The 15,220-nt window shown below is 52.3% G+C and carries 12 protein-coding genes; 5 read left to right on the top strand and 7 right to left on the bottom strand.

All coding sequences use genetic code 11. The features are described from left to right. Positions 1-472: 472 nt before the first annotated feature. The 3 genes from G9C99_RS09225 to dapE form a co-directional block, all read right to left on the bottom strand. Positions 473-1,765 carry a lytic murein transglycosylase gene (locus G9C99_RS09225; RefSeq protein ID WP_407926016.1) on the bottom strand — a complete coding sequence of 431 codons (1,293 nt, stop codon included), beginning with the start codon at positions 1,763-1,765 and terminating at the stop codon, positions 473-475. 96 nt (positions 1,766-1,861) lie between these two features. Then, positions 1,862-4,147 (bottom strand): ribonuclease R, encoded by a 2,286-nt coding sequence (gene rnr, locus G9C99_RS09220; protein ID WP_166417212.1) that lies wholly within the window; start codon positions 4,145-4,147, stop codon positions 1,862-1,864. Between the two features lie 38 nt (positions 4,148-4,185). Beyond that, positions 4,186-5,340, bottom strand: coding sequence for a succinyl-diaminopimelate desuccinylase (dapE, locus tag G9C99_RS09215; protein ID WP_166417211.1), 1,155 nt, complete (start codon positions 5,338-5,340; stop codon positions 4,186-4,188). A gap of 299 nt (positions 5,341-5,639) precedes the next feature. Between dapE and G9C99_RS09210 the strand changes: the two genes are divergently transcribed. The 3 genes from G9C99_RS09210 to G9C99_RS09200 all read left to right on the top strand — a co-directional run bounded on the left by G9C99_RS09210 (position 5,640) and on the right by G9C99_RS09200 (position 9,465). Continuing rightward, entirely contained in the window at positions 5,640-7,211 is a 1,572-nt protein-coding gene (locus G9C99_RS09210; RefSeq protein ID WP_166417210.1) for a Hint domain-containing protein, read from the top strand. A 54-nt stretch (positions 7,212-7,265) separates the two neighbouring features. Continuing rightward, complete coding sequence (locus G9C99_RS09205; RefSeq protein ID WP_166417209.1) at positions 7,266-8,336, top strand: Hint domain-containing protein; 1,071 nt, start codon at positions 7,266-7,268, stop codon at positions 8,334-8,336. 67 nt (positions 8,337-8,403) lie between these two features. Then, positions 8,404-9,465 (top strand): transporter substrate-binding domain-containing protein, encoded by a 1,062-nt coding sequence (locus G9C99_RS09200; RefSeq protein WP_166417208.1) that lies wholly within the window; start codon positions 8,404-8,406, stop codon positions 9,463-9,465. Here the strand turns inward: G9C99_RS09200 and G9C99_RS09195 are convergent. Beyond that, positions 9,462-9,806, bottom strand: coding sequence for a hypothetical protein (locus G9C99_RS09195; RefSeq protein WP_166417207.1), 345 nt, complete (start codon positions 9,804-9,806; stop codon positions 9,462-9,464). The genes G9C99_RS09200 and G9C99_RS09195 overlap by 4 nt on opposite strands. 111 nt (positions 9,807-9,917) lie before the next feature. Here G9C99_RS09195 and G9C99_RS09190 point away from each other — a divergent pair, with 111 nt between their 5' ends. After that, positions 9,918-11,489, top strand: coding sequence for a choice-of-anchor L domain-containing protein (locus tag G9C99_RS09190; protein ID WP_166417206.1), 1,572 nt, complete (start codon positions 9,918-9,920; stop codon positions 11,487-11,489). Here G9C99_RS09190 and dapD read toward each other — a convergent pair. After that, the gene (dapD, locus tag G9C99_RS09185; protein WP_166417205.1) at positions 11,486-12,313 is read right to left on the bottom strand and encodes a 2,3,4,5-tetrahydropyridine-2,6-dicarboxylate N-succinyltransferase; all 828 of its coding nucleotides are present in this window, start codon (positions 12,311-12,313) and stop codon (positions 11,486-11,488) included. The genes G9C99_RS09190 and dapD overlap by 4 nt on opposite strands. A 95-nt stretch (positions 12,314-12,408) precedes the next feature. Here dapD and G9C99_RS09180 point away from each other — a divergent pair, with 95 nt between their 5' ends. Then, positions 12,409-13,224 (top strand): LOG family protein, encoded by an 816-nt coding sequence (locus G9C99_RS09180; RefSeq protein WP_166417204.1) that lies wholly within the window; start codon positions 12,409-12,411, stop codon positions 13,222-13,224. A 36-nt stretch (positions 13,225-13,260) separates the two neighbouring features. On the opposite strand, the gene rlmN is transcribed toward G9C99_RS09180, so the two are convergent. Together rlmN and G9C99_RS09170 are read right to left on the bottom strand one after the other, a co-directional pair. Next, a complete protein-coding gene (gene rlmN / locus G9C99_RS09175) occupies positions 13,261-14,445 on the bottom strand; it encodes a 23S rRNA (adenine(2503)-C(2))-methyltransferase RlmN (protein WP_166417203.1) in 1,185 nt (394 codons plus the stop codon). 132 nt (positions 14,446-14,577) lie between these two features. Continuing rightward, positions 14,578-15,108, bottom strand: coding sequence for an invasion associated locus B family protein (locus G9C99_RS09170; RefSeq protein WP_205859838.1), 531 nt, complete (start codon positions 15,106-15,108; stop codon positions 14,578-14,580). Between the last annotated feature and the right edge of the window lie 112 nt (positions 15,109-15,220).

Raw genomic sequence — 15,220 nt, 5'->3', positions numbered from 1 at the left:
TCGCTCTAGTAGACCAGGTATTTTTTCGTACTATTGGGCAGGACGTATTTGAATACCGCCTTGATTCCACTGTTTTTCTACTGTCAGGCTTATTGCTTTTTTTCACATTATATAGGAAATTTTCCCATGTAAAAGTTGGCATTACAGAACTCTCAATTGCATTCACAAACCCTTTCTTTGTAGTCGTGCTCATTTTATTGTCTTATAAACTTGGAAGCCATCTCTTTGAGCGAAGGTTAGATTTAATCCAAAATCTGGTTATAGATGGGTCAACGATCCGCGCATCAGTCGTTAATCACTCATCTGACTATATAGTTTTAGCGCAAAGAAATAGAGGCGAAGTTTCATTTGCAGCACTTCAAAAAGAGAGGCTTAATTTTTCTTACCCATCAGTTTGCAGCTCGGCCTTTCAGCTGTCATTTGGAGAACTTACTTGCTCCGAAAGCACTTTTCTAAATTTCGATTAGTTTTCTTACCGCCCCCTTAACCGATTCAAGACATCGACGGAGGCAAAGCCATCGGGGGTGACGCCGATGGAGGCTTGGTAGGCGCGGATGGCGGCGATGGTGTTGGGGCCGATGATACCGTCGGTGCCTTCGGTGTCAAAACCTGCGCGGGTCAGGCGGCGTTGGAGTTCGCGTTTTTGACGGAAGGACAAAGGCGCATAGCCGCGCGGCCAAGAGGCTTGGATACGGTCCCCCCCGCGCAGCAGATCAGACAAATGCCCAACGCCAATCACATAGGCATCGGCGGCATTGTAGCGTTCGATCACGTGGAAATTGTTAAAGATCATAAACGCCGCGCCCTGCGCCCCGGCGGGCAGAAGGATGGAGGCTTCGCCATGATTGGGAATGGTTTGGCCGTTCATATCGCGCACCCCGGCGTTCATCCAATGGGACACGGAGCGCTTTACCCGTTCGCCGGATTGGCTGTAGTCAAAGCCGCTGGGTAGACGGACTTCGACCCCCCATGGCTGCCCGAGGGTCCAGCCAAAGCGCGACAGGTAAGCGGCGGTCGAGGCGAGCGCATCAGCGGGGTTATCAGACCAGATATCGCGGCGCCCATCACCTGTGAAATCCTGCGCATAGGCAAGGTAGCTAGTCGGGATAAACTGGGTGTGGCCCATCGCCCCGGCCCAACTGCCGATCATATTGGCGGGCGTTGTATCGCCGGATTCTAGGATTTGCAGAGCAGCGATCAATTGCTGTTCAAAGAAACGACCGCGCCGCCCGTCATAGGCGAGGGTTGCGAGGGCTTCGATGATCGGGGTGTCGCCACGGTAGTTTCCATAAGCGCTTTCTAATCCCCAGACGGCGGCGACGACTTCGGCCTCAACGCCGTAGCGGGCTTCGATCTGTTCTAAGACGCGGCGGTTTTGGCGCAGGGCGCGTTGGCCATTGCGTACGCGGGTGTCAGAGGCGGCATTGTCTAGATAATCCCAGATTTGCTGGGTGAATTCAGATTGGTTGCGGTCACGTTCGATAACGCCGGAATTATAGCTGACATTGCGAAAAGCACGGTCAAAGGTGCGGGCCGAAATGCCGTTTGATAAAGCGCGCGAGCGAAACCCCGCGATCCAGCGTTGAAGGGCAGCGTTGGAGGCCTGAGCTTGGACTTGCACGATCTGGTCACTTTCGTCGGGGATATAAATGGCGGATTGCGGCTGTGGCGCCTCGGACACGGGTTGCGGAGCCGCCAATACGATATGTGGCGCGCATACGGCCAAGGCCGTTGCCAGAAGTGTTTCTTTGATCAATCGCACAATATTCACCTGTATATCTTTGCCTGTTTTATCAAAGCTTAGCGGCTTCGTCCGAAATGAAAAGGACGAAGCGCGCCGTGTGTGGCCAGTGGGCAGAGATCAGCCGCGTCGTTTGCGTATAACCTTTTTCTTGGTCTTGGCGGTTTTTGTGCTGGACTTGTTGATGGCGCGGCCTTTGTGTTTTTTGCCAGAGCCTGACCCTTTGCGGGGGCCGCGGTTAAATCCGCGTCCTTGGGGGATCGGTTTTCCGTCTGCTTCTAGCAATTCAACGCGCAGACCGCCGGTATCGACGACGGCTTCGGCGAGGCGGACCAGAACACGGGTGCCAAGGCCCAGTTTAAGGCCAGAGTGTTCACCGGTTAGGGTTTGTTCATCGGCGTCAAAGTGGAAAAATTCGCGGCCTAAGGTCGATACAGGCACCAAACCATCCGCCCCGGTTTCGTCTAGGCGCACAAAGGCCCCGAATTTGGCAATGCCGGAAATGCGCCCGGCAAATTCATTGCCAACACGTTCTGACAGATACGCCGCAAGGTAGCGGTCTGTCGTGTCACGCTCTGCCATCATGGAACGGCGTTCGGTGTCAGAGATGTGTTGGCCGGTTTCGGCAAGCCCCTTCACATCCTCAGGCGTGAGACCATCATCCCCCCAACCATGGGCGGCGACCAATGCGCGGTGCACGATCAAATCCGCATAACGACGGATCGGAGAGGTGAAATGCCCATAGGATCGCAGTGCAAGGCCGAAGTGGCCAAAGTTTTGCGGGGCATAATAGGCTTGGGTCATCGACCGCAGGGTTGAGATATTGATCAACTCAGCCTGTTCGGTGCCTTCGGCCTGTTTCAAAAGGCTGTTTAGGTGGCGGGTTTGCAGCACTTGACCTTTGGCGAGCACAAGACCGGAGGCCAGAGCAACTTCGCGTAGGTTTTCGAGTTTATCGGCGCTGGGTTCTTCGTGAACACGGAACAAGAGCGGCTGTTTTTTCTCGATCAGTGCTTCAGCCGCTGCGACATTGGCAAGGATCATGAACTCTTCGATCAGGCGGTGCGCATCCAACCGATCCCTGAAGTTGACAGAGGCGACTTGGCCATCATCATCGAGGGTGATTTTGCGTTCAGGCAGATCAAGATCAAGCGGCTGGCGTTCAGCGCGCGCGATTTTGGTGGCATCATACGCAGCGTAAAGCGGTTTTAGGATGCTGTCGAGCAACGGTTCGGTGCGCGCAGTCGGCTGGCCGTCAATCGCTGCTTGCACTTCTTCATAATGAAGCGAAGCAACAGAACGCATAAGACCACGGGTAAAACGGTGGCTGATTTTCTGCCCTTCGGCATTGAGCACCATGCGCACGGCCATACAGGCGCGGTCCACCCCTTCGTGCAGGGAACACAAATCGCCGGACAACACATCCGGCAACATCGGCACAACACGATCCGGGAAATAGCTAGAGTTGCCACGCAGGCGGGCCTCTCGGTCCAATTCAGAACCGGGGGTGACGTAATGCGCAACATCGGCAATCGCCACCCAGACAACGTGACCACCGGGGTTTTTGGGGTCATTGTCGGCATGGGCGTAACAGGCGTCATCGTGATCACGCGCATCAGCCGGATCAATTGTCAAAAGCGGCAGATCACGCAGATCTTCGCGTTTGCCAAGTGGGGCGGGTTTTGCAGCGTCAGCCTCCGCCACCACTTCGTCCGGGAAGGCATCAGGAATGCCGTGCTGATGGATGGCAATGAGTGAAATCGCTTTGGGCTGGGTCGGATCACCCAAACGCGCCACAATACGGGCCGCTGGCAGGCCCATACGGATTTTTGGCCCGGCGCGCTCTGCCTCGACCAATTCACCATCTTTGGCCTCTAGCGTTGCACCGGAGGCGACGCGCCATTCTTTGTCGCTGCCCTTGTCGATAGGCAGAATGCGCCCGCCTTCGGCCCCGACACGAAAAATCCCGAGAATACGCTGGGGATTGGTGCCGATGCGGCGAATGAGGCGGCCCTCATATTGGTGGTCTTCGCCTTTGATTTCGGTCAGGCGGGCCAAAATGCGATCCCCTTCGCCCAGCGCGGGATCGGATGATTTCGCCACAAACAACACGCGGGGTTCATCTGTGGTGCCCTGCCATTCCAGCGGGCGCGCAAAGAGATCGCCATCACGGGTGGGTTTCATCACCTGAAGCACAGACACCGGCGGCAGCTTATCTGGGTCAGTGTAGGATTTTGACCGCTTTTGCAGATTGCCTTCGGCCTCTAGCTCTCGCAAGAGGCGTTTCAGGTCGATCCGGGCAGCCCCTTTGATGCCAAATGCTTTGGCAATATCACGTTTAGAGGTCTGGGTCGGGTTATCGGAAATCCATTGTAGGATTTCCTCTTTTGTTGGAATACGCTTCATTTGGCTGCCCTAACACGGTTCTGGCAGCAGGTCACGCGCTAGTCGGCAAAGTAGTCGCGCAGGATACGGCTATATATCGCCTTGAGTTGCGGAATCTGGGCCACTTCGACGCGTTCATCCACCTGATGCATTGTTTTGCCAACGAGGCCAAATTCAACCACCGGGCAATGGTTTTTGACAAAGCGGGCGTCAGAGGTGCCGCCAGAGGTGGACATTTCGGGTGTCATGCCCAGCTCAGCCTCAACCGCGGCGGAAATCATCGCTGACAATGGGCCAGGAGCTGTGACAAAGCTTTCGCCAGAAACGGAAACATCCATATCAATCTGCACGCCGGTTTCTTGGGTCACGATCGCCGCCTCATTGCGGAGCCAATCGGTTAGGTCAGCTGAGGTGTGCGCATCGTTAAAACGGATGTTCACAGTGGATTTGGTTTGGGCCGGGATCACGTTGTTTGCGGTGTTGCCGGTGTCAATTGTGGTCACAGCCAGTGTAGAGGCATCAAAGTGATCGGTGCCTTCGTCCAATGTGTGAGACGCCAGTCGGCTAACAAGGTTCGCAATCGCCGGAAGCGGGTTTTTCGCGCGGTGTGGATAGGCGGAATGGCCTTGCACACCTGTTGCTGTGAAGTAGGCAGTCATCGACCCGCGCCGCCCGATTTTCATCATTTCACCCATAGTGTTGGGGCATGTTGGTTCGCCAACGAGGCAGGCAGTCATCGCTTCGCCTTTGGCGTCCATCCAATCCAGCAGCGCGACGGTGCCGTCTTTGGCGTCGCCTTCTTCGTCGCCGGTAATGGCAAGGATCACCGCACCGTCAGGTGGTGTTTGCGTAACAAAATCAATCGCCGCCGCCGCAAAGGCCGCAACGCCAGATTTCATGTCGGTCGCACCGCGCCCCCATAGAAAACCGTCTTTGATTTCACCGCCAAAGGGATCAACGGTCCAAGCATCAATGTCACCAAGCGGAACAACATCTGTATGCCCGTTGAAGCCAAAGCTCTTGGCGTGGGCTTTGTCCCCCCAGCGTGCATAAAGGTTGGCGATACCACCACGATCGACCCGCGTGCAGTCAAACCCCGCCCCTGAAAGGAGAGTTTCTAGAAGCACTAAAGCGCCGCCTTCGTCCGGGGTTACAGACGCGCATTGAATCAATTTAGCTGTCAGATCAACGGCATCCACTGGGGCATTGGTCATGGTGGGTCTCCTCATTTAGGGTATGAGTAAAGCCCCCGCCGCCCCATCGCAACGCCAGATATTACCCTTTTCGTTGCAGGGAAGACACAACACGCCCTATGCAAAAGATCAATGCGTTCAAATTCTGTTAACACTTTGGCGAATTTACGCTTAACCTACTGCTAATGAATAGACCCGAGGCAGGGCAAACTGGATCGCAAAGATCCAAACAGAGCAGTAAACGGTATCTAAGTTTCACATAAACCCGAGGAAAATCGGGTCACAAGTTTGCTTTGTCTCCCGTTGGGGCGGGGACAAAAATGGTAGCGGCATCGGAACTTCCGATTGATAACAGTGCGACGGCCACGGAAATGGCCAACGCGATTTTTGGGGATGGTGTCACAGTTGTAGGCGCCACCTATAATGGCGACTATTGGTCCTCAGGAACTTACTCTGATGGCGATGCGACCTCTCCCGGTGTAACGCCCGGAGACACTGGTGTTATCCTCTCGACAGGATACACGAGCCGCTTTACCAATGGATTTGGTTCTTCCAACCACAACACCAACACCTCATCTAATACCTTTAATGGTATCGATGGCGATTCCGATTTTAATGCATTGGCTGGCACGCGTACTTACGACGCTTCCATCCTAAACGTTGATTTCATCCCCACTGGGGATTTAATGACGATGCAATTCACATTTTCGTCTGAAGAATTCCCTGAATACGTCTCGTCCGCCTATAACGATGTGATCGGTGTTTGGATCAATGGCACGCACGTACCAATCAGTTTCGGCGATGGTGATGTGAACGTCACCAATGTTTCACAACAGACCAATCTGTACCAAGATAACACCAACGACGCGTTGAACACAGAAATGGACGGCGTCACGCTTACGCTATCTTTGACGATCCCTGTAAACTCTGGCGTCGTCAATTCGATCCGTATCGGTGTCGCCGATGTTTCCGATTCCAGCTATGATTCAACATTGCTTATCGGTGGCGACAGCGTTCAGACATTGTTGGTTGCTGATGATGATTCAACAACGATGTATGTTGGCGGCACACATACAACTGATCTGCTCGCCAATGATATCAATAACACCGGCGGCACGCTTACCATTACGCATATCAATGGTGTAGCGGTTTCTGCAGGCGACACGGTAACGTTGAACACCGGGCAAACCGTAACACTAAACGCCGATGGCACAGTGACCATCGTTGCGGATGCTGACGTCGAAGAGGTGAATTTCACCTACACCACAGAAAGCAGCACCGGGCATTCCGACATTGGGATCGTCACCGTCGATACGATCCCTTGTTTTGTTGCCGGCACGTTGATTTTGACCCCTGACGGCGAGTTTCCCGTCGAAACATTGCAACCCGGCGACATGATCGAAACACATGACCACGGGGCGCAGCCTTTGCGTTGGATTGGGCGCCGCACTGTTCCGGCAATTGGCAATTTTGCACCGATCCGTATTCGGGCCAAAACGTTTGGCGATCACGAAACTTTGCTTGTGTCCCCACAGCACCGGGTTTTGATCCGCGACAGTCTTGCTGAGTTACTGTTTGGTGAAACCGAAGTTCTGGTCGCGGCGAAAGATTTGGTCAACGACCATTCGGTACGCGCCATGGAAGGTGGCGATGTGGAGTATGTGCATTTACTGTTTGATCAACATCAGGTCATCTACTCAGAAGGGTTGGCGACCGAAAGTTTCCTCCCAGGACCGCAAACAAGCCATTGCTTTGAGCGCGACATTGTAGAGGAAATTTGCACAATCTTTCCTGAACTCGACCCCCATACCGGTGAAGGATATAGCCCGGCAGCACGCCGTACTTTGAAATCATATGAAGCGCAGGTGTTGTTTGCCCAATCCGCAGCTTAAAAAACACCTTAGCATCAGCTATACAGAAGCAACTGAAAGTATGGAGTCGCGTCCATGACTTGGGTTTCACTGTGTTCCTTTGAAAATGCCAATTGGCATACGAAGTCTGCAGCGCAGTGGTTTCCTGTTGATACAACACAAACTTCAAACACTGTTTTGCGCGATGGCAGTATGGTATTTGAAGTCGCTCCAGTTGATTTTATCGCCGACGCCATAGTCTTGTTCAATTTTCGTTCGGAAGATCAACGTTTTCGGATGGGTGCACGTTTAACATCTGACCTCACCTTGACGTTTCGACATGAATTTGACGGTCAAAAGAAACACTGCACTGTCACCTTACCTGAAAAAGCATTACGTAGCGGGTTTCGGGTGGTTTATCATTGGTCTGAAGGATTGCAGATCGGAGGGCTTAGCGTCGAATGCATCGCTTCTGGTCAAATCGATATGTTTGATTTTGACGCTCCTCTTCCGGTGCACCGCCGCAACTTAGAGGATATGACGCGGCTAAGGCATTTGGCGAAAGCCCATCCAAAGTTGCTTTTCTATAGCTTTTCGAACGAGGTTGAACCCGTTAGCCTTGGATCCGCAATTGCGGCGCCTGCGCGCGTCCTAACCCCTTCAGGGTACTGCCCAATCGAAGACCTCAAGATCGGGCAATTGGTCCTAACCGAAGATTTAGGTCCGCTTCCCATTCGATGGATCGGTGTTCGTAATATTCCGGCAGCCGGGCAATTTCGCCCTTTACGACTGCGCGCGCCGTATCATGATCTCAATGGTCGCGACCTTTTGATTGCTCCGCGTCAAAACCTGTTTCTTGAGGAAAGCATGCTCGAATATCTCTTTGGCGTGGAAGAAGCGCTGGTAGAGGCCAGACATCTTGTAAACGAACAATCAATTCTAAAAGAAACACGCCTGCGCATGGTTCGGTATTATCAAATTCTGCTTGATGAACATGCCATTTTAAATGTTGGTGGTGCGCGCTTAGAAAGCAGTTTGCACACAAAAGACGTCCCGATCAAAGGACCACCTGCTTCGGCCCCGATCCACGCCAGCACGCGTTATCCGAAGCTGCGTTCGCACGAGGCGCACACACTACGCGCTATGCGACGCAACATGGCATTGTGATCCCCTAACATATAGGTTAAATTTTCCTTTCGATGACATTCTACATTGTCTCGGCTGGGGGAAAAATATGAAGAGCATTAAATCGCTTTTGAGCGCAATATTACTGATGCTTATTACGCAGGAAGCACTTGCTCAGGATTTTACGATAGCCACTGTAACACGCCCTCCGTTTTCGATGGTGGAAAATGGGGTGGAAACGGGGTTTTCCATCGATTTAATCACTGCCCTAATGGCGGAAAGTGGACAAAGTTTCGAGATTATACGTACAGACAGCTTTGCTGAAATGCTTTCACTGGTGGAAACCGGCGAAGCCGACGCGGCAGCCGCAAACATATCCATCACCGCGGAACGTGAAGCCATTATGGATTTCACTCAACCGATTTTTGGATCTGGCCTGCAAATCATGACGCATTCAACGAATAGCAGTGGTTGGGGATCTGTATTTGCTGTGTTTGCTTCAGGCGAAGTCCTGTTCGCGATTTTGTTCGCCTTCGGCTTGTTGTTAGGCGGTGGTATGTTGATGTGGTTACTGGAACGTAAGCATCAACCCTATTTCGATCTTGCCCCTGGCGAGGCCACTTTCCCTGCGTTTTGGTGGGCCCTTAATCTTATTGTAAATGGTGGATTTGAAGAACGTGTGCCGCGTTCGCCCTTAGGTCGAATACTGGGAATTTTTATGGTCCTGTCTTCATTGTTTTTTGTATCGGTTTTCGTTGCAAAGATCACTGCGGCCTTAACCATCAATGCAATTCAGAGCACGGTTACTTCGGTAAATGACTTATATGACCAGCAAGTCGGTACAATCGAAGGCTCTACCGCGAGCGCTTTCCTGAGCTCACGAGATATAGCCCATATCAGATATAGCGACTTAGATAGTATGCTCGAAGCATTCGAGGCAAATTCACTCAACGCCGTTGTGTTTGACGCCCCAATATTAGCCTATTACATCGCGCAACAGAACGATCAAAAAGCTGGATTAACAGGACGCGTATTCATGCCAGAAAACTACGGCATAGCGCTTCCTGCAGGGAGCACTCAGGCTGAGCAGCTAAATAGAGGCCTGCTACGCTTACGCGAAAACGGGACTTATGAAGAAATCCGTGAGAAATGGTTCGGGATTGCGTCTTAGATCTCAAACCCATCATAAAACGGCGTCATTTGCGCGACAACAACGGAGTTCTCCGCCAAAGCACGTTCCATCAATTCGCGCTCTTCGTCGCTGATATCGTGACCTTCGGCTAAACGTTCGTCGAGCGTGCCATAGCCAGACACATCCAGCGGCGCGAGGTCCGCCTGCTTAAGAATCGCAACCGTTTCGCGAACAGCTTCGGCTTCATCCACGCCCGAAGCGTAAATCATAAGTGCGCCCCCGGTTGCATTTTTAGGCAAGCCATCGCCATCCTTACGGCCCACCTGAACCAAAAGGGTGTAAACTTGCTGGCGAGAATTCTGCGATTTCTTTTGTGTCATGGCCCGGGCTTAGCGCGCTTCCGCCGAACTGGCAACATTCGATCTTCCACATTTAAGCCATTATTATTACATATTGGAGAACATAACGAGTAAATTATTAGAGGTGATTCTATGCCTGTAGCTTCAGAGCTTCCTATCGACACGTCTGCCACAGCGGATGATATGGCCAATGCAATGTTTGGGTCTGGAATAGATATTCAGTCCGCGTCATATACGGGTGCAACGGGCGCTTCTGGTATATACAGTGATGGCGATGCCACCGCGCCTGGCGTTACCCCCTCGGATACCGGCGTCATTCTCTCGACAGGGAATGCAACCAGCATCACAAACAGCAGCGGTGATGTAAACAGTAGCGCAAGCACCAGTACCAACCATGGATTGGGCGGAGATTCTGATCTAACTGGAATTGCTGGAGCCGCAACGTATGACGCCGCAGTCTTCGAGGCTGATTTTATACCTCAAGGCAGCGTTTTGACCATGCAGGTCACCTTTTCCTCTGAAGAGTATTTAGAATATGTCGACAGCGGATTTAACGACGCAGTGGGCGTTTGGGTCAACGGGGTCCAAGCAACGCTAACCGTCGGTGATGGCGATATTTCAATCGACAATATCAACGATACCAGCAATCAGAATCTGTACATTGATAATCCCTCAGATGACGAAGTTGCCAACACAGAGATGGACGGCTTTACCGTCACTATGACATTGAAAGCACCTGTTACTCCGGGTGAGGTAAATCACATAAAAATCGGCATCGCTGACTCTGGTGATGGGGTGTATGACAGTAACCTCATGATTGCTGGCGACAGTGTTCAAACTGCGCTTATTGCAACCGATGACGATATTGAAGTGAATGGGGAAACCCCAGGGACCTTTGATATTCTTGATAATGATGCCTCGAGCGTTGCTGGTGCGTTAACAATCACAATGATCAACGGGCAGCCTGTCACCGCAGGTGACACCGTCACGCTTTCAACTGGCGAAATGATCACACTGAATGCAGACGGCACTATTACAGCAGTGTCCGACGGCGACGATGAGACCAACACCTTCTCATACACGGTTACCGACGCAGACGGGAACACAGACGTCGGCTTTGTTAATTTGACAACAATTCCCTGTTTTGTTGCGGGCACTTACATAAAAACCCGCCACGGGCCACGACTGATCGAAGACCTATGCGCTGGCGACAAGATCGTCACTCAAGATCACGGACAACAAACATTGCGCTGGATTGGCCAAAGCACACGTAAGGCCTGCGGCGATGACGCCCCTATTGTGATTAATGCGAACACCTTCGGCACACATGACGAAATTGAAATTTCTGCAAACCACCGTGTACTGCTAAATTCTGCAACAGCAGAATTGCTATTCGGATCTCGGGAAGTGTTGGTGAAAGCAAAAGACTTAATCAATGACACGGCAGTTCGTCGCCGTGCAGATGGGAAAGAAGTACGCTATTTCCATCTATTGTTTGATCAGCACGAAATCATCACGGCGAACGGCTTACTAAGCGAAAGCTACCACCCCGGTCAGCAAACACTGGATAGTTTTGATTCTGAAACCCGCGACGAAATTTTACGTCTGATGCCGCAAGTTGATGCGCTGACGGGCGATGGGTATGGCCCGACAGCGCGTGTCACATTGCGCAGCTTTGAAAGCCGCGCATTGCTAAAACATTAATCGCGGAGCAATTCGTTGATAGAGGTTTTTGAACGCGTCTTTGCGTCGACCTTTTTCACGATCACAGCGCAGTAAAGGTTGATGCCATTTTTAGATGGCATTGACCCGGCAACCACAACCGAACCAGCGGGCACTTCGCCATACATGACTTCGCCTGTTTCACGGTCTACGATTTTTGTGGACTGGCCGATGAACACACCCATCCCCAAAACAGCGCCTTCGCGCACGATGCATCCTTCGACAACTTCAGAGCGCGCGCCGATGAAACAGTTGTCTTCAATAATTGTCGGGCCAGCCTGCATAGGTTCAAGAACCCCGCCGATACCAACACCGCCTGATAGGTGCACGTTTTTACCGATTTGTGCACATGACCCAACAGTCGCCCATGTATCAACCATGGTGCCTTCGCCGACATAAGCGCCGATATTCACGAACGACGGCATCAAAACCGCGCCGGGTGCGATGAAGGCGGATTTGCGAACAACGCAATTTGGAACCGCACGGAAGCCAGCAGCGGTCCATTCCGCGTCACCCCAGCCTTTGAATTTGCTGTCGACTTTATCCCACCAACCAGCGCCTTGCGGGCCGCCTTCTTGGTGTTCCATATCCTTAATGCGGAACCCGAGAAGAACAGCTTTTTTCGCCCATTGATTGACGTGCCAATTGCCGTCTGGGCGTGGTTCTGCAACCCGGAGCTTACCGCTATCAAGCGCGTTCAGAGTGTCTTCGATCGCGTCGCGCATTTCGCCTGTGGTCGCGGATGTGATGGTATCACGGGCGTCCCAAGCGGCTTCGATTGCGGTCTCTAGTTGGGCGTTTGACATGGGGTCCCTCCAAAACGTGTCTGGCCTCGGTTGGACGAAGGCTATAAACCAGAAACAATGCATCGCGCAATGCAGGACATGTCAGGAGTATGTAAATGAACGACGAAACCCGTAAACACCCTATGCGCTACGCGCGTCAGGACATGGAAACGGCACAAACCATCCCAGATACGCCACAGACGCGGGCGCCCGCCTATCGCTTGGCCTTTGCCGATGATGATTTTATGTGCCGGGCAGAACTGCGTCCCGTTCGTTTACAGCTGGAATTGCTCAAACCTGAGATGATTTTGGAAGAGCGCGGGATAGAATCAACTATTGTTTTATTTGGCGGCGCACGGATTCCCGAACCGAGCAAAAAGGACTCTGCACGCACCGAAACTCTGGCTGATTTGTCTAAATATTACGATGAAGCACGCGAATTTTCCCGTCTGATGACCGTAAAATCGATGGAGTCATACGGCAAAGAAAACGTGATCATCACCGGCGGTGGCCCCGGCGTCATGGAGGCCGGAAACAGAGGCGCCATTGATGCGGGTGGTACATCAATTGGGCTGAATATTGTGCTTCCGCATGAGCAGGCCCCAAATGAATATGTCACGCCTGAGCTGTGTTTCAATTTCCACTATTTTGCGATCCGCAAAATGCATTTCCTTATGCGCGCCAAAGCAATTTGCGCATTTCCGGGCGGATTCGGGACTTTGGACGAGTTGTTCGAGGCCCTGACGCTGATCCAGACGGGCCGCATGCAGCGCGTTCCGGTTCTATTGTTCGGCGAAGCGTTTTGGCGCAAAATCGTCAACTGGGATGCGCTTTCGGATGCCGGAACCATTTCAGCGGATGATCTGGAGCTGTTCAAATTCGTTGAGACAGCCCAAGAAGCGATGGACGTCATCGAAAATTGGGACGCCTAAACACTCTACCAGAGCGCCCCCAAGGGGGCGTTCATTTCAGGAAAGCCCAGCTTCGCGTTCGATCATACGTTTAGATTTGCGAACGCGTTCTGTTTCAGATTTCAACTGACCACAGGCCGCCATGATATCTTCGCCACGGGGTTTGCGCACAGGCGATGCGTAGCCCGCGTTGAAAATGATGTCAGAGAACGCCCGAATACGGTTGTTAGAAGAGCGTTCATAAGGTGAGCCAGGCCATTCATTGAACGGGATCAAATTCACCTTGGCTGGAATACCTTTGATCAATTCAATCAGGCGATGCGCGTCTTCGTCACTGTCATTCACGCCTTTTAGCATCACGTATTCAAAGGTGATCCGTTCAGAGTTTGACGCCTTTGGATAGGCCCGCAAAGCGTCCAAAAGAGTTTCGATATTCCAGCGTTTGTTGATTGGAACAAGTTTATCGCGGACCTCATCCGTGGTGGCGTGAAACGACACAGCCAAGAGGCATCCAATTTCCTGCGCGGTGCGTGCGATTTCCGGAACAACGCCTGATGTCGATAGGGTAATCCGGCGACGCGACAGTGAAATGCCTTCGGGGTCCATCGCGATATTCATCGCATCACGCACGTTTTCGAAATTATAGAGCGGCTCCCCCATTCCCATTAAAACAATGTTGGACAGCAAACGCGCTTCGGGCGGGTTTGGGACGCCAAGTTCGGGCCATTCGCCCAGATCATCACGCGCCATCATGATCTGGCCCACAATTTCGCCAGCGGTTAGGTTGCGCACCAGTTTTTGCGTCCCCGTATGGCAGAACGAACAGGTCAATGTGCAACCAACTTGCGATGATACACAAAGTGTGCCGCGCCCCTCTTCGGGGATATAAACGACTTCGACCTCGTGACCGCCTGCAATGCGCACCAGGTATTTACGCGTGCCATCTTCGGAAACCTGTTTGGTCACCAGTTCGGGGATTTCAATGACGAAATGTTCCTCAAGCAATGCGCGATAGCTTTTGCTGAGGTTGGTCATCAAATCAAAGTCGCGCACGCCCTTTTCATAAAGCCATTGCCAGACCTGACCGCTGCGCATTTTTAATTGCTTTTCCGGAGTACCTGCCGCTTGTAATGCCTCTTTCATCCCATCGCGCGTCAGCCCGATCAGGTTCTGTTTGCCGCCCTCAGGCTGCTTACGGGGGATGGTCATCACGTCTTGGGTAATTGGTGCAGAAGCAGACATCGGCGCGTCCTCATATCATCGAAGCGCGTTCCATATAGCACAGATCGTCAAAAGGGAACCACCCTAAGCACGAACCGATACGGCAACGCAGTTTTGAAGATGCGTCGCCCGAAGTGATTTACAAACTGGCACTTAGTTGGTGCAGCGGCTTTCAGCCTCTTCTAACGCGGCTGTAAAGCCAAACAGCGAAAATGTATCGCGCGTGGTTGTCCCGCGCGAAGAACGGCCTGTAATCACGGCCTCGGTGCCGCGTTTCATTGCGGTTGCGATAGAACGATCATCAGCTGTGGTAGCAGCCCAAGCATTTTCGCCGGTTGTGAACAAATCAAACGAGCTGTCACCAATGGCCAGCTGCACGGTTGAGTTTTCAGCAAACGGATAGCCACCAGTGAAAGAAACCTCGCCCGCGACGTTTGACGCAGGACGGTAGGATACAAACATTTGGATTTCGCTGCGGTTCACGGCAACCTGACGCCCGCCTCGCGTGTTCACAGTTTCGGTTGGTACAGACACAACCCAGCATTCGGTCGGATCATTATCAACAAAAACGCTCCAGGCGCGCTCGGACGCGACCCTATTTTCAGATGTCGATTGCGCTTGTGCTGCAACAGCAGATATCGCAAGAATTGCGCCACCAAGACCGCAAAGAAGTGAGTTTGCCATAGTTGAACAGCCTCCAGCTGTATTTACCTCAAATGCACCGGACCGTCCTGACATTCTATTGGTCAATTTGTAACGGTTCCGGCTTTCATACCAGATGCGAACATAATAACGT

The organism is Cochlodiniinecator piscidefendens (assembly GCF_011326755.1).
Classification (GTDB): domain Bacteria; phylum Pseudomonadota; class Alphaproteobacteria; order Rhodobacterales; family Rhodobacteraceae; genus Cochlodiniinecator; species Cochlodiniinecator piscidefendens.
The sequence above is the reverse complement of the archived record's forward strand: the minus strand, read 5'-3'. Positions and strand labels throughout refer to the sequence as shown.

Bases quoted from the DNA above. Each gene is read 5' to 3' on its own strand.
- rnr (WP_166417212.1), bottom strand. From the start codon at position 4,147: ATGAAGCGTATTCCAACAAAAGAGGAAATCCTACAATGGATTTCCGAT.
- dapE (WP_166417211.1), bottom strand. From the start codon at position 5,340: ATGACCAATGCCCCAGTGGATGCCGTTGATCTGACAGCTAAATTGATT.
- G9C99_RS09210 (WP_166417210.1), top strand. From the start codon at position 5,640: ATGGTAGCGGCATCGGAACTTCCGATTGATAACAGTGCGACGGCCACG.
- G9C99_RS09205 (WP_166417209.1), top strand. From the start codon at position 7,266: ATGACTTGGGTTTCACTGTGTTCCTTTGAAAATGCCAATTGGCATACG.
- G9C99_RS09200 (WP_166417208.1), top strand. From the start codon at position 8,404: ATGAAGAGCATTAAATCGCTTTTGAGCGCAATATTACTGATGCTTATT.
- G9C99_RS09195 (WP_166417207.1), bottom strand. From the start codon at position 9,806: ATGACACAAAAGAAATCGCAGAATTCTCGCCAGCAAGTTTACACCCTT.
- G9C99_RS09190 (WP_166417206.1), top strand. From the start codon at position 9,918: ATGCCTGTAGCTTCAGAGCTTCCTATCGACACGTCTGCCACAGCGGAT.
- dapD (WP_166417205.1), bottom strand. From the start codon at position 12,313: ATGTCAAACGCCCAACTAGAGACCGCAATCGAAGCCGCTTGGGACGCC.
- G9C99_RS09180 (WP_166417204.1), top strand. From the start codon at position 12,409: ATGAACGACGAAACCCGTAAACACCCTATGCGCTACGCGCGTCAGGAC.
- rlmN (WP_166417203.1), bottom strand. From the start codon at position 14,445: ATGTCTGCTTCTGCACCAATTACCCAAGACGTGATGACCATCCCCCGT.
- G9C99_RS09170 (WP_205859838.1), bottom strand. From the start codon at position 15,108: ATGGCAAACTCACTTCTTTGCGGTCTTGGTGGCGCAATTCTTGCGATA.